Here is a 22,199-nt window from a genome sequence, read left to right as displayed (position 1 = left end):
CGCCGACGGCGTCGACCGGCGCGTAGGACGAGAACAGCTCGGGCCGGTCACGGCGCAACGTCAGCGCCCGGTGCACGACCAACAGCTTCGCAGCGCCGGCGTCCTCCACGCCGTGCGGCGCCACCACCTCCGCCCCGGAGGTGATCGCCGCCTCCGCCCCGGAGGTGATCGCCGCCAGCAGGTCGGCACGCCGCGCGAAGTCCACCGGCCGCCGGTTGTCGGGGTCGACCAGGCTCTGCTCCCACAGCTCGCTGCCCTGGTAGACGTCGGGTACGCCGGGCATGGTGAGCGCGATCAGCTTGGCGGCCAGGGCGTTGCTCCAGCCCGGATCGACGATCCACTCCAGGAACGCGTGAAAGCAGCGCTGCACCTGGGGGTCGTCGTACAGCGAACCGGCGGCGCGGTGGACGGCCGCCTCGTAGTCGGCGTCCGGCTCGGTCCAGGTGGTGTGGTCGCCGGCCTCCCGCATCGCCTTCTCGGCGTAGGCCTGCAGCCGCTCCCGCGAGATCGGCCAGGCGCCGAGCGCCGCCTGCCACAGCAGCGCACCGAAGCCCGGGTCCGGGACCGGCGTGAGGGTCAGCAGTTCCCCCAGCGTCCGCGCCCACGCCTCCGGAAGCTCGGACAGGACGGCGATCCGGGCGCGCACGTCCTCGCCCCGCTTGGTGTCGTGTGTCGACGTCGTCGTCATTGCGTACGGCCAGTCCCGCTGGCGCACCGCCATCGCGTCGTGGAACTCCGCCACGCCCACCGCGAAGTGCGCCGGGTCGCCACCGACCTCGTTCAGGGAGGTGAGCCGCGACCAGCGGTAGAACGCGCAGTCCTCCACGCCCTTGGCCATCACCATGCCGCTGGTCTGCTGGAACCGCTTGCTGGCGGCGAGGTCGGGGCTGGTCAACCAGGGCTCCAGCGCATCGAACGTGGCCGCGAGGTCGGGTCGCGAGGCCCGGGCCGCGGCGAACGCCCGGTCCAGGTGCTCGCGACCCTCGGGGAGGTAGGACCGGTAGACGGGGAAGCACGCCATCAGCTCGGCCACGGCGTCCTCGGCCCGAAAGGCGGGTACGACGGGAAGGTGCCGGCGTAGGTCGCGCACGATCCGCTTGACCTCCGAACGGAGCATCCCGTCGGCCACCTCGCGCTTGCGATCGTGCACCATCGCCGCCCAGTCGACCGGCCCGCCACGCAGCCGCGTCTCCAGCGCGTCCAGCGGCTCCTCGCCGGCCGGGTCGGTGAGGACCCGGTCGATGAGCCCGAGTACGTCGTATCCGGTCGTCCCGGCCGTCGCCCACGACCTGGGCAGGTGCTCGCCCGGCTCGAGGATCTTCTCCACCAGCACATAGGCGCCACCGGTGAGGTCGGCGAGGTCCTCGAGATAGCCCCGCGGGTCGCGCAGCCCGTCGGGGTGATCGACTCGCAGCCCGGCGACGAGCCCCTCGTCGAACCAGCGCTTGATCTCACGATGGCTCTCGGCGAAGACCTCCGGCTCCTCCACCCGGACCGCCGCCAGCGTGTTGACGGCGAAGAACCGGCGGTAATTGAGCGCGTGGTCGGCCTCCCGCCACGAGACGAGCTCGTAGTGCTGCCGCTCGTGCACCGCGTTGGCCCAGGCATCCAGGTCCGCACCCGCGGGATCGCCGGCCGTTCCGGGCGCGATCGGATAGAGGTTGTCGTGGTAGGCGAGCTCGGGACCGTCGGCGCCCTCGACCACCGCCAGGTGAGCGATGTGTCCGTTCGGAAGCAGGTCCTCGTCCCCCACGACCGGGATGCGCAGCCGCTCGTGGCCGGCATGCCAGTCGATGTCGAAGGCCTCGGCGTACGGCGAGGCGCGGCCCAGCCGCAGCACGTCCCACCACCACGGATCCTCGTGCGGGGTCGCGACGCCGACGTGGTTGGGCACGATGTCGACCAGCACGCCCATGCCCAGCCACCGCGCCTGTGCCGACAGCGCCGCCAGACCGGCCGCGCCACCGCGGGCCTCGTCGACGTGGTCGTGGGCGACCACGTCGTAGCCGTGCTCGCTGCCGGGCTCGGCCGCGAGCAACGGCGAGAGGTAGACCCAGTCCACCCCCAGCGCCCGGAGGTAGGGCAGCAGGGACGCGGCGGCGGCCAGGTCGAAGTCGGCCGTCAGCTGCAGCCGGTAGGTGTTCGCCGGGACACGCACCCGTCATTGCCCCTTCGCCTGCGCCGCCACCGAGGCGGCGACCGAGTGGTCGGGCGGAGCCGGCGGCTCCCGATGCTGCTGGAGCACCACCACGCTGCGCGGGGCGACGGTGATCGTCGAGCCGGCGGCCAGCCCGGTGGGCGGGTGGGCGGGGCCGCCGGTGTCGATCACCACGTCCCAGGCCTCGGCGTACACCTCGGGCGGCAGCGTCGCCGTGGCTTCGCCGTCGGCGTTGAAGTACAGCAGGAAGTGGTCGTCCACGATGGGCCGGCCGCGCTCGTCGGTGCCGGCGATGCCCTGCCCGTTGAGGTACATGCCCACGGCCTGGGTCTGCGGCACCTGCCAGTCGTCGTCGGCCATCGGCCGTCCCTCGAGGTGGAGCCAGACGATGTCGTCGAGGCGGTCGCCGGCACCCGCCTCGCCGGTGAAGAAGCGCCGCCGGCGGAACGTGGGGTGGGTACGCCGGAGCCGGATCAGCGCCGAGGCGAACTCCAGCAGCGGCTCGTCGGCCTGATCCCAGTGCACCCAGCTGAGCTCGTTGTCCTGCGCGTAGGTGTTGTTGTTGCCCTGCTGCGTGCGCCCGATCTCGTCGCCGTGCAACAGCATCGGCACACCCTGGGAGAGCAGCAGCGTGACCAGCAGGTTGCGCTGGCTGCGGGCGCGCTCGGCGAGGACCGCGGGATCGTCGGTCGGGCCCTCGACGCCGTGGTTCCACGAGCGGTTGTGGCTCTCGCCGTCGTTGTTCTCCTCGCCGTTGGCCTCGTTGTGCTTCTCGTCGTAGGAGACCAGGTCGCGCAGCGTGAAGCCGTCGTGCGCGGTGACGAAGTTGATGCTCGCGAACGGGCGGCGCCCGGAGTGCTCGTAGAGGTCGCTGGAGCCGGACAGCCGGGAGGCGAAGTCGCCCAGCGACGGCTCGCCGCGCCAGAAGTCGCGCACGGTGTCGCGGAACTTGCCGTTCCACTCGGTCCACAGCGGCGGGAAGCCGCCCACCTGGTAGCCGCCCGGCCCGACGTCCCACGGCTCGGCGATCAGCTTGACCTGCGAGACCACCGGGTCCTGCTGCACCAGTTCGAAGAAGGACGCCAGCCGGTCGACGTCGTAGAACTCGCGCGCCAGGGTCGCGGCCAGGTCGAAGCGGAACCCGTCGACGTGCATCTCGGTGACCCAGTAGCGCAGCGAGTCCATGATCAGCTGCAGGCTGTGCGGTTGGCGGACGTTGAGGCTGTTCCCCGTGCCGGTGTAGTCCATGTAGTAGCGCGGGTCCTCCTCGACCAGGCGGTAGTACGCCGGGTTGTCGATCCCCTTGAAGCTCAAGGTCGGACCGAGATGGTTGCCCTCCGCGGTGTGGTTGTAGACCACGTCGAGGATCACCTCGATGCCGGCCGCGTGCAGGGTCTTGACCATCTGCTTGAACTCCTGCACCTGCTGCCCGGCGACCGCCTCTCCCACTGCCGCCGGACGCCGGCTGGCGTACGCCGCGTGCGGGGCGAAGAAGCCGAGGGTGTTGTAGCCCCAGTAGTTGCGCAGGCCCTTGTCGAGCAGGGTGCTGTCCTGCACGAACTGGTGCACCGGCATCAGCTCGATCGCGGTCACCCCCAGCCTGAGTAGGTGGTCGATGACGGCCGGATGCGCCAGCCCGGCGTACGTGCCGCGCTGGTCCTCGGGCACGTCGGGGTGCAGCCGGGTCAGCCCCTTGACGTGCGCCTCGTAGATGACCGACTCGGTGTAGGGATAGGCCAGCCGGCGGTCGCCCTCCCACTCGAAGAACGGGTTGACCACCACCCCGAGCATCATGTGGCCGGCGGAGTCGTCGTCGTTGCGGGAGTCGGGATCGCCGAACGCGTAGCCGAACAGGCTCTGGTCCCCGTCGATGTCGCCCACGGTCGCCTTGGCGTAGGGGTCGAGCAGCAGCTTGCTCGGGTTGCAGCGCAGGCCGCGGGTGGGGTCCCACGGTCCGTGCACCCGGTAGCCATAGCGCTGGCCCGGCTGCACACCCGGCAGGTAGCCGTGCCAGACGTAGGCGTCGACCTCGGTGAGGGCGACCCGTTCCTCGCCGCCCTCGGCGTCGAACAGGCACAGCTCGACGCCGTCGGCGACCTCGCTGAACAGCGCGACGTTGGTGCCGTTGCCGTCGAACGTCGCTCCCAACGGATACGGCTGGCCCGGCCAGATCTCCATACCGCCCCCTCCCTGGCGCGACGGGTACCCCGCGTGAGCGACTTCAGGCGTCGCGCGCCGACATCCCGAAGCGCGCCAGCACGCTGCGCGCGACCGACCCCTCCGGCGCGACCAGCGTGAGGGTGGCGAACCGAGCCCTCATCCCGGCCCGGGCCGCGGCGATCTCACCGACCGCGGAGCCGGGCAGCGAGTGGACCGAGCCGAGGTCCATGATCACCGAGCTGGCGCGATCGTGCATGAGCGCCGCGAGCCGGCGGCGGAGCTCATGTGCGCCCGCCTCGTCCACGTCGCCGCTGAGCGTGAGTGTGCGCGTCTGCTCGTCGAACGCACACGTGAAGGAAGCCCTGGCCATGCCCGCAGATTCCCCGTGGGGCGATTTCCATGCGCGACAAGCTCGGCGGCGACACCTTTGAACCACGCTCGGGCACGGAGAGGGCCTCCCGCCCGTTCGGCGCGTCACCTCAAAGCAACGCGTCAGCTCAAGCGAAGTGGGCGGCCGCGCGGTCCCGGCGTCGTCGTCGCCGGCGCAGGGTGGCGGGGAGGGTGAGGACGAGTGCGACGACGATGCCGATGGCGGCACCGGTGCCATTGGCGACCAGATCGCGCTCGTCGGGAACGCGGCCCGGGATCTCGTGTTGCAACGACTCGATCCCGACGGTCATTGCGAACGACGCGAGTAGCGCCAGCCACCATCCGCCCGCGCCGAACAGCAGCAACAGGAACATGCCGACGGGCACGAAGAGTGCGATGTTGGCGAGGAACTCGAAGCGCGAGTAGTCGATCGCCTCGGCGTACCCACGCTGATGCAGCGCCGTCAGGATCCGCTCGGCGATCTGCGCCTGGCCGGTGTGCTCGTTCTGCGGAGTCAGCGTCAGCCAGGCGACGAAGAACAGGTAGCCGCCGGTGAGGAGGCTCAGGAACGGATGACGATGGAGCATCCCGCCAGTCTGACTGACGCCACCCAACCCGATCCGGCGTCCAGGTGCGGCGACGGGGAACGACGAAGGCCCCGAGTCACCGACTCGGGGCCTTGCTGGTGGCAGGTAGTGGATTCGAACCACTGTAGCTTTCGCGACGGATTTACAGTCCGCTCCCATTGGCCGCTCGGGCAACCTGCCGTGTCGCTCCCCCGGCTGGCCGGGTTGGCAACGGTTGGGAAGAATAGCCCAGGCACCACCCCCGAGAGAAAACGGAGCCCGCCATGGCCGACTCGTCCTTCGACATCGTCAGCAAGATCGACCGGCAGGAGGTCGACAACGCGCTGGGCCAGACCGCGCGGGAGGTGGCGACCCGGTTCGACTTCAAGGGCACCGGCGCGACCATCGAGTGGAAGGGTGAGCACGCGATCGAGATCAGCGCCTCAGCCGACGACCGGGCCAACGCCGTACTCGACGTCTTCAAGGGCAAGCTGGTCAAGCGCGGGGTCTCGCTCAAGGTCCTCGACGCCGGCGAGCCGCGCCAGTCCGGTCAGCAGTCCAAGATCGCTATCACGCTCAAAGAGGGCATCACCTCGGAGGATGCCAAGAAGGTCGCCAAGCTGATCCGCGACGAGGGCCCCAAGGGCGTCAAGACGCAGATCCAGGGCGACGAGCTGCGGGTCTCCTCCAAGTCGCGCGACGACCTCCAGGCCGTGATCGCGCTGGTCAAGGGCCAGGACTACGACTTCGCGGTGCAGTTCACCAACTACCGATGAACCCGTCCGCCTCGGTCGAGATCGACGCCCCGCTGGCGACGGTGTGGCGGATCATCCTCGCCACCGAGGAGTACGGCGCCTGGAACCCCTTCGTGGTCCGTGTCGAGACCCCGCAGCCGCCACGGGTGGGCAACCCGATCGTGCTGCACGTGGTGTGGTCGGACGGCCGGCGCAGCCGCTCCCCGGAGCGGATCAGTGCGCTCGATCCACCCGCGACCGCGGCCGACGGCGCCACCACGGCCCGGCTCTCCTACGTCTACCGGGGCTGGCCGTCCCGGCTCGGCCTGATCCGCGGGACGCGGCACCAGCGGCTGACACAGCGCCCCGACGGCCCCACGACGTACACGACCGTGGAGGAGTTCTCCGGGCCACTGGTCCGCCTCGCCGGACCGGGTCGGGTGGCCGACGGCTTCCGCCGGCACGCCGAAGCCCTCCGCGCCCACGCCGAACGGGTGTAGAACGGGGGCGTGACGCAACCCGACGTCGAACAGCGACGCGCGCGGCTGGACGCCTCCCTCGGAAGCTGGCAGCCGATGACGCTGGTGGAGCGCTTCGACCGTGCCGTCGAGCGCTTCGGCCAGCGTCCCTACGTCCTCACCGACACCGCCGCCCTGACCTACGCCGAGGTCCAGGAGAGGTCGCGCGCCATCGCTCGCGGCCTGTTCGCGCTGGGCGTCGCGCCCGGCGACCGGGTGGCGATGGTGATCGACAACCGCCCGGCCTTCGTCGCGGTCAAGCTCGCCATCGCCCGGCTGGGCGCGACCGCGGTGCCGATCAACTTCTCCTACCAGGCCGCCGACCTGGCCACCGTGCTCGCCGCCTGCGAGGCCGAGGTGCTGATCGGCATCGACGCGGCCATCGGCGTGGACCACCTCGCCGTCCTCGACGAGCTCGCGCCCGGCTGGGAGACCGGCGTGTCCAGCGCCCAGGTGCCGCGGCTGCGAGGGGTCGTCCTGGTCGACAACGCACGCCGCCCCGCCGCCCTGGATCTGACCGGCCTGGTCGAGCTCGGGCGCCGCATCGACGAGGCCGCCGTCCTCACCCTGGAGAGCGCCGCCGGACCCGACGACGCCTGCGACGTGGTGTTCACCTCCGGCACCTCCGGCCATCCGCTGGGCGCCGTCCTGACCCACGACATGGTGCTGCGCAGCGCCTATGGCTCGGCGTACCACCGGGCGATGACCGACGGCTGGCGGATCTGCTTCTCGCTGCCGATGTACCACGTCTTCGGGTACGTCGAGGGCCTCCTCGCGGCGCTCTACGTCGGCGGCGCCGTCGTACCCCATGCCGTCTTCAACCCGCGCAGCATCCTCACCTCGGTGCAGGCCCACCGGGTGCAGGAGGTGCTCTTCGTGCCGACCATGAGCGTGGCGGTGGTCGAGGAGGCGACCCGGCGCCGCTACGACACCTCCAGCCTCGAGTCGGTCTTCTCCGCCGCCGCGGCCGCACCGGTGCGGCTGTGGGAGCAGATCGACCAGGTGCTGGGCCCGCGCCAGGTCTTCACCGGCTACGGCCAGACCGAGGTCTCCGCGGCGACCACGCTCACCCTGCCCGGCGATCCGCTCGAGGCGGTCGCCGAGACGGTCGGCCGGATGAAGCTCGGCGGCTGCGCGGCCCCGGCCGACCTGGACGGCGCGCTGGCCGCCTATCGCACCGTCGACCCGTTCAGCGGCGCCGCGCTGACCGCCGGCGCCGAGGGGGAGCTGAGCGTGCGCGGGCCGATCGTGACGCGCGGCTACTTCCGCGATCCCGAGCGCAGCGCCGCCCTGATCGACGCCGACGGCTGGCTGCGCACCGGCGACCTCGGCCGGGTGCGCCCGGACGGCTACCTCGAGCTGACCGGCCGCAGCGGGGAGCTGTTCAAGGTGGGCGGCGAGCTGGTCGCGCCCAAGCAGGTCGAGCAGGTGCTCACCGGCCATCCCGACGTCGAGCAGGCGTACGTCGCCGGCGTACCCGACAACCGACTCGGCGAGGTCGGCTGGGCCTGGGTGGTGCGTACGCCGGGCAGCACCCTCACCGAGGCCGAGCTGGTCCGGCACTGCCGCGACCAGCTCGCCGGGTTCAAGGTGCCGCGCCGGGTCGTCTTCGCCGACGCCGACGCGCTGCCGAAGACGACCACCGGCAAGATCCAGAAGTTCGTGCTGATCCGGGAGGCGACCGCTTAGCGCACGCCCAGCAGCGCGAGCCCGACCCGAACCGAGCGGTGCCGCATCGCCCGGGCCAGCGTGGTGTCGCCCGAGGCGAGCCGGACGAAACCGCGCCAGCCCAGCGGCGTACGCGTGATGAGCTCGTGGAAGGCCCGCGGCCGCCGCTCGTACGCCGCCAGGCATCGCTCCCCCGCCGCCATCTCGGGCAGGAGCTCGCGCTCCAGCCCGCGGCGGTAGGCGGCCGCAGGATCCTCGGTCGCGCTGGCGGCACCGGCGAGGGCGCCCGAGCGCAGCGCGAAGGAGATCCCCTCTCGGGTCCACGGCTCGAGCAGTCCGGCGGCGTCCCCGACCGCGAGGATCCGTCCCTTCGCCACCGGCGAGCCCGCAGTGCGACAGCGGGTCAGGTGTCCGGAGTCGCGGATCACCGGCAGGCCGTCCAGGCCCTGGCGGCGCAGCAGGTCGCGCAGGTAGGCGCGGGTGGCCTCGCCGGCGCCGCGACGGGCGATCACACCGACGGTGAGGATGTCGCCCTTGGGGAAGACCCAGCCGTAGGAGCCCGGCAGCGGGCCCCAGTCGAGGTGGATCCGGCCGGCCCACGCGGACGCGAGCGGGCCGGCAGCCAGCTCGACCTCCAGACCGAGGTCGACCCGGCCGACCTCGACGCCGACCGCCCGCGACGCGCGGCCGGAGGCGCCATCGGCGGCGACGACCGTCCGGGCGCGCAGCTCGCCGACCGACGTCGTCAGCGTGACCAGCTCGGGCGACTGGGCGATGTCGCGCACCTGACAGGGCGCCACGAACTCCGCCCCGGCCGCGACGGCCGCCCGCACCAGCCGGTCGTCGAGCTCGCTGCGCAGCACCGTCCTGATCACCGGGGTGGCCGAGACGCGCTCGGAGGTGCGGCCGCCGCGGAAGCTGAAGGCGATCCGAGTGACATCGTCTCGGATCGGCAGGTCGGGCACGCCCGCCATCGCCCGCAGCGACGGCCCGATCAGGCCGCCACCGCAGGTCTTGTAGCGAGGGAAGGCCGACCGGTCGAGGAGCAGCACTCGCCGCCCCGCCTCGGCCGCCGCCCGGGCGGCCGAGGATCCGGCCGGGCCGGCCCCGACCACGATGACGTCGTACTCCTGCGGCATGACCCAAGAGACTAGACATGCTCGAGTCGAGCGATCTGATCGACTCATCTGAGACACTGGCTCCGTGCGAGTCTCCGCGAAGTCCGATTACGCCCTGCGCGCGCTCATCGAGATGGCGGCGCGCGCCGAGTCCGCCGAGAACAGCCGCGCGGTCAGCGCCGAGGAGCTGGGCCGGCAGCAGGACATCCCTCACGGCTTCCTGCAGGCGATCCTCGCGGACCTGCGCAAGACCGGCATCGTGATCTCCCAGCGCGGCCAGTCCGGCGGCTGGCGGCTGGCCAAGCCGGCCGACAAGGTCTCGGTGGCCGACGTGATCCGGGCGGTGGACGGCCCGCTGGTCAGTGTCTACGGGCTGCGCCCCGAGGCGGTCACCTACAACGACCGGGCCGACGTCCTCCAGCACGTCTGGATCGCCGCCCGCGACTCCCTGCGCGAGGTCTTCGAACAGGTCTCGATCGCGCAGCTCGCCAGCGGCCAGCTGCCCACCGTCGTCACCGAGCGGACCGCCCACGAGGACGCCTGGCAGCCGCACTGAGCGCCGGCCGCAGGCCGTCCACCCACCCGCCAAAGTGTCACCGTGACACTTCGCGGTGCGGGTGACTGTGAGGATCGCTTTGCAGCCCTGATGGTGCTGGGCTGTGGTCGGTGGCTGACAGCGTGACCCACTTTGGTGACTGGCCTCGTGCCCTGGAAGTGACTTGTCCGCTGACAGTTGCCGGCCCGGCCCGGTCGGAGTAGCTGGCCTGATCAGGAGCTTGACCGACGAGCGATAACAGCGCCCGCCGTGTCTCATCACAGTCCTGCCGAACCTCCTCCCGGACCGGAAACCACATCCCTCCGGCAAAAGGAGAATGCAGTGACCAGTCTGACCGATCTCACGCGCCTGAGCGAGGTCGTCGATGTCGTCATCGGCGTCGACACCCACGTCCACACTCATTCAGCTGCCGTGGTCGACGCCCGCACCGGTGCCGTCCTCGACGAGATCACGGCGCCCGCTACCGCGGCTGGCTACGCCGACCTGGTGGCCTTTGCTGAGCAGCACTCCAGGCTGCGGGCCTGGGCCATCGAGGGCACCGGCAGCCACGGTGCCGGGCTGACACGGGTACTGCTCGACCGCGCGGAACTCGTGATCGAGCTCGACCGACCTGAACGCGCCCACCGGCGCAACGGTGCCAAGTCCGATCCTCTGGATGCGGTCCGCGCCGCCCGTGAGGCACTGGCCCGGCCCCGGCTGGGCACCCCACGCCGTGCTGGGGACCGACAGGCGCTCGCAGTGCTGCTGGCCGCGCGCCGTTCCGCGGTCCGGGCCGCCGGCGATGCTCAGCGCCAGGTCTTCAGCCTGGTCATCGCGGCACCCGAGCCGCTCCGGGCACGTTTCCGCGATCAGAAGCTGCCCGCGATGCTCAAGACCGCGGCCAACCTGCGTGTCCATCCCTCGTGGGACACCGAGACCACCACCACGGTCACGGTGCTGCGATCCCTGGCCAGGCGGGCACTCACGCTGGCCGCCGAAGCGACCGAGCACGAGAAGTCGATTCTTGCGATCGTGCGCTCATGGCGCCCGGACCTGCTTGAGGAGCCTGGTGTAGGCCCGATCGTGGCCGCGACCGTGCTGTGCGCCTGGTCCCACCCCGGCCGGATCCATTCCGAAGCCGCGTTCGCGATGCTCGCCGGGGCCGCCCCGATCCCCGCCAACAGCGGCCAGGTCACCACCCGACACCGGCTCAACCGCTACGGCGATCGCCAGCTCAATAGTGCGCTGTACACAGTCGTGCTGTCCCGGATCCGATACGACGATGCGACGCGCGACTACGTCGCGCGCCGCACCAGCCAAGGCAAGACCAGCCGAGAGATCAAACGCTGCCTCAAGCGCTACATCGCCCGAGACCTATACCGCCTACTCGAGCGAGGCCCCATCACGGCTTGACATCCATAGGAGCGTCACTTCGGAAGTGTCACTCCGCGCCCAAAGTGTCACGGTGACATTTTGGGAGATCGGCGCGGGGTCGGGATTGCGCTCGGCCGGTCACCCTCACGAAGCCACCCTCACGAAATGGCGAGAGGCGCCGAAGCCGTAGCTACGGCGCCTCTCGTTCAGATCACTTGACGATCTTGGTGACGCGGCCAGCACCGACGGTGCGGCCACCCTCACGGATCGCGAAGCGCAGGCCCTCGTCCATCGCGATGGGCTGGATGAGCTCGACCGACATCTCGGTGTTGTCACCCGGCATGACCATCTCGGTGCCCTCGGGCAGGGTCACGACGCCCGTCACGTCCGTGGTACGGAAGTAGAACTGCGGGCGGTAGTTGTTGAAGAACGGCGTGTGACGGCCGCCCTCCTCCTTCGAGAGGATGTAGACGCTCGCCTCGAAGTTGGTGTGCGGGGTGGTGGTGCCCGGCTTGATCACGACCATGCCGCGCTCGACGTCCTCGCGCTTGGTACCGCGGAGCAGCAGACCGACGTTCTCACCGGCCTGGCCCTCGTCGAGGAGCTTGCGGAACATCTCGACACCGGTGACGGTGGTCTTCTGCGACGTCGGGCGGATGCCGACGATCTCGACCTCCTCGCCGACCTTGACGATGCCGCGCTCGATACGGCCGGTGATGACGGTGCCACGACCGGTGATCGTGAAGACGTCCTCGACGGGCATCAGGAACGGCTTGTCGGTGTCGCGCTCGGGGGTCGGGATGTACTCGTCGACCGCGTTCATGAGCTCGAAGACCGACTCGCCCCACTTGGCGTCGCCCTGCAGGGCCGGGAAGGCGGCCACGCGCACGACCGGGATGTCGTCGCCCGGGAACTCGTACTCGTTGAGGAGCTCGCGCACCTCCATCTCGACGAGCTCGATGAGCTCCTCGTCGTCGACCATGTCGCACTTGTTGAGCGCCACGACCAGGGCCGGCACGCCGACCTGGCGGGCGAGCAGCACGTGCTCGCGGGTCTGCGGCATCGGGCCGTCGGTGGCGGCGACCACGAGGATCGCGCCGTCCATCTGGGCCGCACCGGTGATCATGTTCTTGATGTAGTCCGCGTGACCCGGGCAGTCGACGTGCGCGTAGTGGCGCGCCTCGGTCTGGTACTCGACGTGCGCGATCGAGATCGTGATACCGCGCTGGCGCTCCTCGGGAGCCTTGTCGATCTCGTCGAACGGGGTGAACGGGTTCAGGTCCGGGTACTTGTCGTGCAGGACCTTGGTGATCGCCGCGGTCAGCGTGGTCTTGCCGTGGTCGATGTGACCGATGGTACCGATGTTGACGTGCGGCTTGGTCCGCTCGAACTTCGCCTTAGCCACTGGGGCTCCTCCTGGTGTGTTTTCTTACCTGACTCGTACAGATGGGTGGTGCTGCCGAAGTCCCGGACGATTACTCGCCGCGAGCCTTCTTGATGATCTCGTCGGCGATGTTCGTGGGAACCTCGGCGTACGAGTCGAACTCCATCGAGTACGACGCCTGACCGCTGGTCTTCGACCGGAGGTCACCGACGTACCCGAACATCTCGGACAGCGGGACGAGCGCGCTGACGACGAGGTCGCCGTGCCGCTCCTCCTGCGAACGGATCTGGCCGCGCCGCGAGTTGATGTCACCGATGACAGTACCCAGGAAGGACTCCGGGGTGGTCACCTCGACGGCGAACATCGGCTCGAGCAGGACCGGCTTCGCCTGGCGGGCGGCCTCCTTGAAGGCCTGGTTGCCGGCGATCTTGAACGCGAGCTCCGAGGAGTCGACGTCGTGGTAGGCGCCGTCCTCGAGGGTCACCTTCACGTCGACCATCGGGTAGCCGGCGAGCACGCCGAACTCCATGGCCTCCTGGGCGCCCTGGTCGACCGAGGGGATGTACTCCTTCGGCACACGACCACCGGTGACCGCATTGACGAACTCGTAACCCGCACCGGTGCCGGTCTCGGGGTCGATGTTCGGCTCGATCGACATGACGACCTTCGCGAACTGACCCGAGCCACCGGTCTGCTTCTTGTGCGTGTAGCTGTGACCGGAGACGCTGCCGCGGATGGTCTCGCGGTAGGCGACCTGCGGCTTGCCGACGGTGGCCTCGACGCGGAACTCGCGCTTCATCCGGTCGACCAGGATCTCCAGGTGGAGCTCGCCCATGCCGGCGATGATGGTCTGGCCGGTCTCCTCGTCGGTCTTGACGACGAAGGTCGGGTCCTCCTCGGCGAGACGCTGGATCGCAACGCCGAGCTTCTCCTGGTCGGACTTGGTCTTCGGCTCGATCGCGACCTCGATCACCGGGGCCGGGAAGGTCATCGACTCGAGCACGACCGGGTGGGCCGGGTCGGAGAGGGTGTGACCGGTCTTGGTGTCCTTCAGACCCATCACGGCCACGATCTGGCCGGCGCCGACCGACGCGATCTCCTCACGCTTGTTCGCGTGCATCTGGTAGACCTTGCCGATCCGCTCCTTGCGGCCGTTCGACGAGTTCAGCACCGTCGCGCCCGCCTCGAGCTTGCCCGAGTAGACGCGGACGTAGATGAGCTTGCCCAGGTGCGGGTCGGAGGCGATCTTGAAGGCCAGGCCGGAGAACGGCTCGGAGTCGGACGGCTTGCGCTCGATCACGGCCTCCTCCGACTCGTCACCCGGCTTGTGACCGATGATCGCGTCCACGTCGACCGGCGAGGGCAGGTAGTCCACGACCGCGTCGAGCAGGGGCTGGACACCCTTGTTCTTGAACGCGGTGCCGCCCAGGATCGGGTTCAGCTTGTCGGCGAGGGTCGCGCGGCGGATGGCGGCCTTGAGGGTGGGCACGTCGAAGACGTCGCCCTCCTCCAGATAGGTCTCCATGATGTCGTCGTCGGCCTCGGCGAGGGTCTCGACGAGCTTCTCGCGGTACTCGGCGGCCTTGTCGACGAGATCGGCCGGGATCTCCTCGACCGTGTAGTCCTCACCCATCTGGGTCTCGCCACGCCACACCTTGGCGTGCTGCTCGACCAGGTCGACGACGCCGATGAAGTCGGACTCGGCGCCGATCGGGATCTGCAGCACCAGCGGGGTGGAGTTGAGCCGCTCGACGATGGAGTCGACGACGCGGTAGAAGTCGGCGCCGGTGCGGTCGAGCTTGTTGACGAAGCACATCCGCGGAACGGCGTACTTGTTGGCCTGGCGCCACACGGTCTGCGACTGGGGCTCCACGCCGGCGACGCCGTCGAAGACGGCGACGGCGCCGTCGAGAACGCGCAGTGCGCGCTCCACCTCGACGGTGAAGTCCACGTGGCCGGGGGTGTCGATGATGTTGATCTGGTGGTTCTTCCACCAGCAGGTCGTCGCGGCGGACGTGATCGTGATGCCGCGCTCCTGCTCCTGCTCCATCCAGTCCATCGTGGCAGCGCCCTCGTGGACCTCACCGATCTTGTAGGTGATGCCGGTGTAGAACAGGATGCGCTCGGTGGTGGTGGTCTTGCCGGCGTCGATGTGCGCCATGATGCCGATGTTGCGGACGGCCTTGAGGTCCGTGGTGATGTCGACAGCCACTGTGTGTCAGCGTTCCTTAGAAAGTCTCGGGTAGAGCAGGTGGAGCGGGGACCCGGGTGCCAGGCCCCCGCCCATAGGTCACCAGCGGTAGTGCGCGAAGGCCTTGTTGGACTCGGCCATCTTGTGGGTGTCCTCGCGCTTCTTCACCGCGGCACCGAGGCCGTTGCTGGCGTCGAGGATCTCGTTCATCAGGCGCTCGGCCATCGTCTTCTCGCGACGGTCCTGCGCGTAGCCGACCAGCCAGCGCAGCGCGAGCGTGGTGCCGCGCGTGCCCTTGACCTCGATCGGCACCTGGTACGTCGCACCGCCGACGCGGCGGGACTTGACCTCGATCGCCGGCTTCACGTTGTCCATCGCACGCTTCAGCGTGACGACCGGGTCGGTGCCGGTCTTCTCGCGGCAGCCCTCGAGGGCGGTGTAGACGATGCGCTGCGCGACCTGCTTCTTGCCGTCCTGCAGCACCTTGGAGACGAGCTGGGTGACCAGCTGGGACCCGTAGACGGGGTCGACGTCGATCGGCCGCTTCGGGGCCGGGCCCTTGCGCGGCATTACTTCTTCTCCTTCTTGGCGCCGTAGCGGCTGCGAGCCTGCTGGCGGTTCTTCACACCCTGGGTGTCGAGGGTGCCGCGGATGATCTTGTAGCGGACGCCGGGAAGGTCCTTCACCCGGCCGCCGCGGACGAGCACGATCGAGTGCTCCTGGAGGTTGTGGCCCACGCCCGGGATGTAAGCGGTGACCTCGACGCCGCTGCTCAGACGCACACGGGCGACCTTGCGCAGGGCGGAGTTCGGCTTCTTCGGGGTGGTGGTGTAGACGCGGGTGCAGACGCCACGGCGCTGCGGAGACCCCTTCAGGGCAGGCGTCTTGGTCTTGGACGCCTTGTCCTGGCGGCCCTTGCGGACCAACTGCTGAATGGTGGGCACCTGGTGGTTCCCCTTCTTTTCTGCTCTCACCAAGCGGCGCTCTGCCACAAGGGATGTGTTGCCGGCGTGTCCAGCTGGTGCGCTACCAACCACTGGCGTCTCGCCCCCGAGGTCGGGCGTGTCGCCTTCTACCGGGGAAGCGTGCGCACCCGGGGTCGACGATCCTGACTCGACGACCTATTTCCGAGCACGCGCAACGGCCTGGTTGTCCCAGACACGATCCACAAGGCTACCGGCCGCGTTCAGAGGGGTCAAAACGCTGGCCCGGCCGCCCCGGAGGCGGACCAGCAGGCCCACCGCGAGCGCCACGCCGAGCAGGACCAGCAGACCGCCGAGCCACAGCATCCAGCGCGCCCCGCAGGTCTGGCCCAGCCAGCCGATCAGCGGCGCGCCCAGCGGCGTACCGCCTTGGACGACCGTCATGTAGAGCGCCATGGTCCGCCCGCGCATCGCCGGGTCGGACTCGATCTGCATGGTGGCGTTGGAGCTGTTGAGCAGCGTGATCGTGCAGAAGCCGATGACCGGGGAGAAGATCGCGAAGGCGGTGTACGTCGGCAGCGAGCCGGCGACGATCTCCGCCAGCCCGAACCCGGTCCCGGCGAACGCGAGCAGGCGCAGCGGGATGGTCGCCCGCCGGGCCGCCATCAGTGAGCCGCACAGCGAGCCGACCGCCAGCGTCGAGCCGAGGATGCCGAACTCGCCGGCACCCTTGCCGAAGACCTGGGTGGCCATCATCGAGGAGGTGATCTGGAAGTTCATCCCGAACGTGCCGGCGAAGAAGACCAGCACCAGGACGAAGAGCATCTTGGGCTGGGTCCGCACGTAGCGCACGCCGTCCATCAGTGCCCCGCGGCCGCGGGCGCGCACACGCGGGCTGAACAGCAGGGCGGCGTTCATCCGCTCGAGCTGGTAGATCACCGCCAGGTAGGAGACGGCGTTGAGCAGGATGACGATGCCGGTGGCGGTCGCTCCGCCGCCGAAGGCCGCGATCAGCAGGCCGGCCAGCGCCGGGCCGACGATGCGGGCGGTGTTGAAGCTGGCCGAGTTGAGGCCGACCGCGTTGGTCAGGTCGTCGGGACCGACCATCTCGGAGACGAACGACTGCCGGGCGGGCACGTCGAAGGAGGACGCCACCCCGAAGAGGAAGCTGAGGACGTAGACCATCCAGATCTGCGCGGCACCGCTCAGCGCCAGCACGCCCAGGACGAACGACGCCGCGGCCATGCCCAGCTGGGTGCACTGCAGCATCCGGCGCTTGGGGAAGCGGTCGGCGACGACGCCGGCGTACGGCGTCAGCAGCAGGACCGGGAGGAACTGGAGTGCGGTGACGATGCCGAGATCGGTGCCGCCACCGTGCAGCGGCTTGAGAACGAGCCAGTCCTGAGCGGTGCGCTGAAGCCAGGTACCGGTGTTGGAGACGATGCTCCCCGCCAGGTACAGGCGGTAGTTGGGGTTGCGCAGGGCTCGGAACGTGGGACTCACTCGTTGGCGATCCTTTCGAGAATCGGGGCGGCGGCGCGCAGCACGGCGCGCTCATCGGCGGACAGGGCACCCAGCCGCTTCGCCAGCCACGCGTCCCGACGCTCGCGGTCGGCCGCGACGGTGGCGCGGCCCAGGTCGGTGATCGCGATCAGCACCTGGCGGCGGTCGGTCTCGCCGGGGCGGCGTACGACGTAGCCGCCCTCCTCGAGGCAGTTGACCGTCCGGGTCATGCTCGGCGGCTGGACACTCTCGGCCTCGGCGAGCGCGCCCAGCGTCATCTCACCGCGACGGTTGAGGACGGCGAGCACGGCCATGGCGCCCAGGGAGAGGTCGTTGTCGGGGTGCCTCTCGTTGGCGAGGCGACGACGCAGACGCATCACCGAGATCCGAAGCTCGCTGGCGAGCCCCGCGTCCGTCCGGGTGTGCTGCTGGGTGGTCATGTCGTTAGTGTAAGTCATTAACACGGCTAACTATTCCGCCGACGACCGGCGGTGAGGGGCATCACAGCCCTCCCCACGCCGCCCGGGCGGGGCGGGCCGGGCCGCCCGGCCTCCGCTACCGTGGCCGGCGTGGAGCAGGAGCAGAGGCGGCGGCTGGTGGCCGACGTACCGCCGCTGGACGTCGATGGCGTGCGCACCGTCGAGGTCCTGACGGCGCTGTGGCTGGTGGCGTTCCTGGGGCTGCTGCCGTTCTATGGACGGCTGCGCTCCGACGGCCACGGCTGGTGGCTGTGGACCTGCCTGGCCGGCTTCGGCCTAGGCGCGATCGGGATCGACTACTGCCGGCGTCGGCGGGCCCGACGGCGATGAGCACGCCCCGCACGCGGTGGCGGGCCGCCGACCGCAACACGGTCTACGGTCGGCGCTTCGCCGACCTGATCGCCGCAGGCGCCGATCTGGAGGGCGAGGCCCGGCTGGCCGATGCCCTCCTCCCTCGGGGCGGCCGGGTACTCGACGCCGGCGCCGGGATGGGCCGGGTGGGCGCCGCTCTGCACCGGCGCGGCCACGAGGTGCTCGCCATCGAGCCGGAGGCCGAGCTGGTGCGGCAGGCGCGCGCCACCTATCCCGACCTGACCATCGAGGAGCGCGACATCCTCTCGCTGACCCCGGCCGACGGGCCGTTCGACCTGGTGGTCTGCGTCGGCAACGTGATGGTCTACCTGGCCGAGGGCACGGAGCGTACGGCGCTGGCCGCGCTGCGCGACGTGCTCGCCGACGACGGCCGCATCCTGGTCGGCTTCCACCTGCAGGACCCGCCGGTGCACGCGCGCCCCTACACCGTGGCGGAGTTCGAGGAGGACGTGGCCGCGAGCGGGCTGCGGATCGACCTGCGGGTGGGCAGCTACGAGCTGCGGCCGGTCGACGACGTCTACAGCGTCTGGCTGCTCAGCCGCGCTCCGCTGACCTCGAGGGTGGCCTAGAGGGTCTCGAACTCGTCGGGGGTCAGGGTGTCGACCACCGGCGGCGGAAGCGGCTGCGGCTCCTGCTTCTTCGACAGCCGCACCTCCGAGTGCGCACCGCAGCCGTGGTCCATGCTCACCACCCGGCCGTCGTCGTTGGCGTCGCCGTTCGCGCACACCCCGAAGTACGGCGCGAGGTGGCCGTTGATCCGCACCAGGAACCCACAGCTGTGACAGTGGTGCGGCGCCGCCTGCGCGATCGGGGCGGTGGGGCCGCCGTCGCCGTCGTACCAGCGCTCGGCGGCGAGGTCGAGGCCCTCCGGGCTGAGCGTGCGCACCCGGCCGAGGCCGAGCTCCTGGGCGACCTGGCGGACCTGCGCCTTGGCGTCGGCGTCGAGCGGGTCGTCGCCGAAGGAGTAGGTCGGCACCAGCCGCGGATCGTCGTCGCCGACCGGCAGCAGGTCGCCCGGGGAGAGGTCGCCGGGCTTGATCCGCTCACGGTAGGGCACCCACGCCGGCGCCACGATCGCCTCGTCACCGGGGATCAGGACGAGCTCGTCGACGGTGACCGGGCCGCCGGCGACGTGGGCGACCGTCACCGACCAGCGCCAGCCGACGTATCCCTTGCGGGTGCAGGCGAACAGATGCGTCACGACGCCGTCGCCCTCGACCAGGTGGCCGAGGTGGTCGCCGACGTCACCGGCGTCGCTGCCCAGGTCGGCGACGAGTGCGGCACGGGCGTCCTCGACGGCACTGAGGGCGGCCGGATCGGCGTACGGCGTGGCGGTCGTGGTCACGGGCACATCCTAGACAGGGCAGGATGGATGCCATGACCTCGGAGGAGCAGCGCTGGCGGGATCCGCACCCGGGGCCCGACGAGGACGAGATGATCCCCAGCGGCGCGCAGCGGGCGGCGCAGGCGGCTCGCGCGACCGCGCGCGGCCTGGCGGCGACGGGTCGCGGGGTGGGCCGATTCAGCCGGTTCGCGGTGCGCACCGCGCGACGCGCTGCCGACGCCCAGGGCGCCTCGGAGTCGGGGCTGAACCGGCTGATCGAGATGCACGCGTTCAACACCGCGGGCGATGCCGCGGTGGCGATCTCGCTGGCCGGCTCGCTGTTCTTCTCGATGCCGGGCTCGGGCGGCGAGTCGTCCCGCTCCCACGTCGCGCTGTTCCTCGGACTGACGATGCTGCCGTTCGCGATCGTGGCGCCGCTGCTGGGGCCGTTCCTGGACCGGATCGCGCACGGCCGCCGCTGGGCGATCGGCGCGACCATGGCGGCCCGCGCGTTCCTGTGCTGGATCCTCGCCGACGCGCTCCCGCACCAGTCGCCGGCCATGTTCCCCTCTGCCCTGGGCGTGCTCGTCGCGTCCAAGGCGTACGGCGTCACCCGGGCCGCCGCCGTGCCCCGCCTCCTCCCCCGCGGCTTCACCCTGGTCAAGGGCAACGGCCGGGTCTCGATGTCGGGCATGGTGGGGGTGGCGATCTCGGCGCCGGTCGCCGGGCTGTGCTCGCTGGCCGGCCCCGAGTGGGTGCTGCGCTGGGCGACGGTGCTGTTCGTGGCCGCGACCATCTGCGCGATCCGGCTACCCGGCGCGGTCGACTCGAACAAGGGCGAGGGGTCGCTGACCTTCGGCCCGTCCGAGCGCGGCAGCGACGGGCGGATGAAGGTGCGGATCCCCTCGGGAGTGGCGTTCGCGCTGCGGGCCAACTGCGCCCCCAAGTGGCTCTACGGCTTCCTGCTCATGTTCATGGCGTTCCTGCTGCAGGAGCACCCGCTGGACGGCTGGAACTCCACCCTGCTGCTCGGGATCGTGGCCGGAGGCGCCGGCGTCGGGAACTTCCTCGGGGTCACGGCCGCGTCGCTGATGCGGCGCATCCGACCGGCGTACACCGTCACGGTGGTGCTGGTGGCCGATGCCGCGGTGGCGCTGGTGGGCGCGCTCTTCTACTCCATCCCGGTGCTCGCCCTGATCGGGCTGGTGGCCGGGCTGGGCCAGGCGCTGGCGAAGTTCTCCCTGGACTCCACCATCCAGCGCGACGTGCCCGAGCAGGTGCAGACCTCGGCGTTCGCGCGCTCGGACACCACCCTGCAGCTGGCGTGGGTGGTCGGCGGGTTCGTCGGGATCGGGCTGCCGCTGCACGCCCATCTGGGCATGTGGGTGGCCTTCGCCGTGCTGACGTCGTGGTGCGCGTACGTGCTCACCACCCGCCCGCGTCGACTTCGGGGCGTGCCTGAGGCGCCTTAGAGCTCGAACTCGTCGGCGATCGAGCGCAGCGCCGGCGAGACCTTGCGGGCCAGCTCGCGCGTCGGCGGACGGCCGTGCTCGTAGCCCTCCCGGATGTCGTCGAGGAGCTTGATGACGTTCTCCACGATCAGCACCATCTCCTCGGGCTTGCGGCGCTGCGCCGCGCGCTGGTTGCGCGACACGGAGGCCGGCGCGTCGAGGATGCGGACCTGGAGCGCCTGGTCGCCGCGGCGGCCCTGCGCGATGCCGAACTCGACCCGGGTGCCGGCCTTGAGGGTCTTCGCCGCTCCGGCCGGAAGCGCGTCGGCGCGGACGTAGACGTCCGGGCCGTCCTCCTGCGACAGGAAGCCGAATCCCTTCTCGGCGTCGAACCACTTCACCTTGCCAGTGGGCACGGGTCAACCTCTTCTGATCAACAGTGTCATCGGGGCCGGGAAAGCCTACGACAGGCGCGGCACGAGCGTGGCCGCACCGACCGCGAGGCCGGCGAGATCCGCGAGCAGCAGCGCCAGGATCCACAGTACGGCGGGAACCCGCGTCAGCCGAGCGAGTTGATCCGGGTCCGAGCCGCGCCGGCCCGCCCGGCCGCGGCGCAGCAGGTCGACCAGCGGCCGGGGCGCGGCCAACAGCAGGAGCCAGGCGACCCCGCAGGCCAGCACCGCCTGCACGCGGGCGTCGCCGTACCGGGTGACCAGGCCGAGCCCCGCGCCCAGCACGAGCACGGTCAGCAGACCGTAGCCGTTGCGCACCCACACCAGCACGCCGAGCAGCACCGCGACCAGCAGCCACAGCAGCACGAGCGCATGACCGTGGGTGAACAGCAGCGCCGCCACCAGGCCGAGTACGCCGGGCGCCAGGTAGCCGGCCAGCAGCATCGCCACCATGCCGGGGCCGCGCGGGCGGCCGCGCGAGACGGTGACCCCCGAGGTGTCGGAGTGGACCCGGATACCGGCCAGCCGCCGCCCGACCAGCACCGCCACCAGGGCATGGCCGGCCTCGTGCACCACCGTGGTGGCGAGCCTGATCCACGGCCAGGTGCGCCGGTGGGCGACCAGCACCAGGGCGACCACGCCGCAGCCGATCACCCAGCGGGCGGACGGCACCGGCTGGGTCGCGAAGAGCACGCCCGGCCCTCAGCGCAGCGCGTCGTTGAGGGAGCCCGAGCGGAAGCCCCGCGGGTCCACCGCAGCGTCGGGGAAGCCGACCGCGCGAACCGCGGCCACGACGGCCTGTTCGACCTCCACCGGGAGCGGCAGCAGCGCGGCGTCGATCTCGACCGAGGCACGCTCACCGCGGTCCCGCACCCGCAGGTCTCGGCTGGCGACCAGGGCTCGGACGGCGGCCTCGGCCC

22 protein-coding genes, 1 tRNA gene and 1 pseudogene are annotated in these 22,199 nt (G+C 70.7%); 8 read left to right on the top strand and 16 right to left on the bottom strand.

What is annotated here, in order from left to right; translation table 11 throughout:
• From treY to VHA72_RS14650, 5 genes are all read right to left on the bottom strand, one after another.
• Positions 1–2,158, bottom strand: a 2,158-nt coding sequence (gene treY / locus VHA72_RS14670; protein ID WP_325576494.1) for a malto-oligosyltrehalose synthase, incomplete at its 3' end; no start/stop codon positions are given.
• A 3-nt stretch (positions 2,159–2,161) separates the two neighbouring features.
• On the bottom strand, positions 2,162–4,336 hold the full coding sequence (glgX, locus tag VHA72_RS14665) for a glycogen debranching protein GlgX (RefSeq protein WP_325576492.1): 2,175 nt from the start codon (positions 4,334–4,336) through the stop codon (positions 2,162–2,164).
• 43 nt (positions 4,337–4,379) lie between these two features.
• On the bottom strand, positions 4,380–4,688 hold the full coding sequence (locus VHA72_RS14660) for an STAS domain-containing protein (protein ID WP_325576490.1): 309 nt from the start codon (positions 4,686–4,688) through the stop codon (positions 4,380–4,382).
• A 127-nt stretch (positions 4,689–4,815) separates the two neighbouring features.
• On the bottom strand, positions 4,816–5,274 hold the full coding sequence (locus VHA72_RS14655) for a VanZ family protein (RefSeq protein WP_325576488.1): 459 nt from the start codon (positions 5,272–5,274) through the stop codon (positions 4,816–4,818).
• 96 nt (positions 5,275–5,370) lie between these two features.
• Positions 5,371–5,454: transfer RNA gene (locus VHA72_RS14650), tRNA-Tyr, on the bottom strand.
• 83 nt (positions 5,455–5,537) lie between these two features.
• Here VHA72_RS14650 and VHA72_RS14645 point away from each other — a divergent pair.
• From VHA72_RS14645 to VHA72_RS14635, 3 genes are read left to right on the top strand one after another with little or no spacing between them, the layout of a single operon-like run.
• Positions 5,538–6,029, top strand: coding sequence for a YajQ family cyclic di-GMP-binding protein (locus VHA72_RS14645; protein WP_325576486.1), 492 nt, complete (start codon positions 5,538–5,540; stop codon positions 6,027–6,029).
• Complete coding sequence (locus tag VHA72_RS14640; protein ID WP_325576484.1) at positions 6,026–6,487, top strand: SRPBCC domain-containing protein; 462 nt, start codon at positions 6,026–6,028, stop codon at positions 6,485–6,487. Before VHA72_RS14645 ends, VHA72_RS14640 begins: the two co-directional genes overlap by 4 nt.
• A gap of 9 nt (positions 6,488–6,496) precedes the next feature.
• Positions 6,497–8,194: a class I adenylate-forming enzyme family protein gene (locus VHA72_RS14635; protein ID WP_325576482.1), complete on the top strand. Its 1,698-nt coding sequence runs from the start codon at positions 6,497–6,499 to the stop codon at positions 8,192–8,194.
• On the opposite strand, the gene VHA72_RS14630 is transcribed toward VHA72_RS14635, so the two are convergent.
• Entirely contained in the window at positions 8,191–9,312 is a 1,122-nt protein-coding gene (locus VHA72_RS14630; RefSeq protein ID WP_325576480.1) for a geranylgeranyl reductase family protein, read from the bottom strand. The genes VHA72_RS14635 and VHA72_RS14630 overlap by 4 nt on opposite strands.
• Before the next feature lie 64 nt (positions 9,313–9,376).
• Between VHA72_RS14630 and VHA72_RS14625 the strand changes: the two genes are divergently transcribed.
• The gene (locus VHA72_RS14625) at positions 9,377–9,847 is read left to right on the top strand and encodes an RrF2 family transcriptional regulator (protein ID WP_325576478.1); all 471 of its coding nucleotides are present in this window, start codon (positions 9,377–9,379) and stop codon (positions 9,845–9,847) included.
• Positions 9,848–10,168: 321 nt separating this feature from the next.
• Positions 10,169–11,239: an IS110 family RNA-guided transposase gene (locus tag VHA72_RS14620; RefSeq protein WP_325576476.1), complete on the top strand. Its 1,071-nt coding sequence runs from the start codon at positions 10,169–10,171 to the stop codon at positions 11,237–11,239.
• A 172-nt stretch (positions 11,240–11,411) separates the two neighbouring features.
• Here VHA72_RS14620 and tuf read toward each other — a convergent pair whose 3' ends face one another.
• The 6 genes from tuf to VHA72_RS14590 form a co-directional block, all read right to left on the bottom strand.
• Positions 11,412–12,605 carry an elongation factor Tu gene (gene tuf / locus VHA72_RS14615; RefSeq protein WP_325576474.1) on the bottom strand — a complete coding sequence of 398 codons (1,194 nt, stop codon included), beginning with the start codon at positions 12,603–12,605 and terminating at the stop codon, positions 11,412–11,414.
• Between the two features lie 70 nt (positions 12,606–12,675).
• Positions 12,676–14,796, bottom strand: a complete 2,121-nt coding sequence (fusA, locus tag VHA72_RS14610) for an elongation factor G (RefSeq protein ID WP_325576472.1) — start codon at positions 14,794–14,796, stop codon at positions 12,676–12,678.
• Between the two features lie 78 nt (positions 14,797–14,874).
• On the bottom strand, positions 14,875–15,345 hold the full coding sequence (rpsG, locus tag VHA72_RS14605; RefSeq protein WP_280610198.1) for a 30S ribosomal protein S7: 471 nt from the start codon (positions 15,343–15,345) through the stop codon (positions 14,875–14,877).
• Entirely contained in the window at positions 15,345–15,719 is a 375-nt protein-coding gene (rpsL, locus tag VHA72_RS14600) for a 30S ribosomal protein S12 (protein ID WP_325576468.1), read from the bottom strand. Before rpsL ends, rpsG begins: the two co-directional genes overlap by 1 nt.
• A gap of 177 nt (positions 15,720–15,896) precedes the next feature.
• Positions 15,897–17,201 carry an MFS transporter gene (locus tag VHA72_RS14595; RefSeq protein WP_325576466.1) on the bottom strand — a complete coding sequence of 435 codons (1,305 nt, stop codon included), beginning with the start codon at positions 17,199–17,201 and terminating at the stop codon, positions 15,897–15,899.
• Entirely contained in the window at positions 17,198–17,641 is a 444-nt protein-coding gene (locus tag VHA72_RS14590; protein ID WP_325576464.1) for a MarR family winged helix-turn-helix transcriptional regulator, read from the bottom strand. Before VHA72_RS14590 ends, VHA72_RS14595 begins: the two co-directional genes overlap by 4 nt.
• Positions 17,642–17,770: 129 nt before the next feature.
• Between VHA72_RS14590 and VHA72_RS14585 the strand changes: the two genes are divergently transcribed.
• Together VHA72_RS14585 and VHA72_RS14580 are read left to right on the top strand one after the other, a co-directional pair.
• Entirely contained in the window at positions 17,771–18,010 is a 240-nt protein-coding gene (locus VHA72_RS14585; RefSeq protein ID WP_325576462.1) for a DUF2530 domain-containing protein, read from the top strand.
• Positions 18,007–18,621: a class I SAM-dependent methyltransferase gene (locus VHA72_RS14580; RefSeq protein WP_325576460.1), complete on the top strand. Its 615-nt coding sequence runs from the start codon at positions 18,007–18,009 to the stop codon at positions 18,619–18,621. Before VHA72_RS14585 ends, VHA72_RS14580 begins: the two co-directional genes overlap by 4 nt.
• Here VHA72_RS14580 and VHA72_RS14575 read toward each other — a convergent pair.
• Positions 18,618–19,397 carry a DUF3027 domain-containing protein gene (locus tag VHA72_RS14575; RefSeq protein WP_325576458.1) on the bottom strand — a complete coding sequence of 260 codons (780 nt, stop codon included), beginning with the start codon at positions 19,395–19,397 and terminating at the stop codon, positions 18,618–18,620. The genes VHA72_RS14580 and VHA72_RS14575 overlap by 4 nt on opposite strands.
• A gap of 32 nt (positions 19,398–19,429) precedes the next feature.
• On the opposite strand from VHA72_RS14575, the gene VHA72_RS14570 reads away from it, so the two are divergent.
• Positions 19,430–20,848, top strand: coding sequence for an MFS transporter (locus VHA72_RS14570; protein ID WP_325576457.1), 1,419 nt, complete (start codon positions 19,430–19,432; stop codon positions 20,846–20,848).
• Here VHA72_RS14570 and VHA72_RS14565 read toward each other — a convergent pair.
• The 3 genes and pseudogenes from VHA72_RS14565 to VHA72_RS14555 all read right to left on the bottom strand — a co-directional run.
• Positions 20,845–21,243 carry a cold-shock protein gene (locus tag VHA72_RS14565; RefSeq protein ID WP_325576456.1) on the bottom strand — a complete coding sequence of 133 codons (399 nt, stop codon included), beginning with the start codon at positions 21,241–21,243 and terminating at the stop codon, positions 20,845–20,847. The two genes, VHA72_RS14570 and VHA72_RS14565, sit on opposite strands and share 4 nt — an antisense overlap.
• Before the next feature lie 45 nt (positions 21,244–21,288).
• A complete protein-coding gene (locus VHA72_RS14560) occupies positions 21,289–21,972 on the bottom strand; it encodes a M50 family metallopeptidase (protein ID WP_325576454.1) in 684 nt (227 codons plus the stop codon).
• A gap of 9 nt (positions 21,973–21,981) precedes the next feature.
• Positions 21,982–22,199, bottom strand: a pseudogene (locus VHA72_RS14555) (ATP-dependent sacrificial sulfur transferase LarE); the annotation flags it as partial.

This window comes from Nocardioides sp., from assembly GCF_035547795.1.
Classification (GTDB): domain Bacteria; phylum Actinomycetota; class Actinomycetes; order Propionibacteriales; family Nocardioidaceae; genus Nocardioides.
This window is presented reverse-complemented; position numbering and strand designations above follow the sequence as displayed.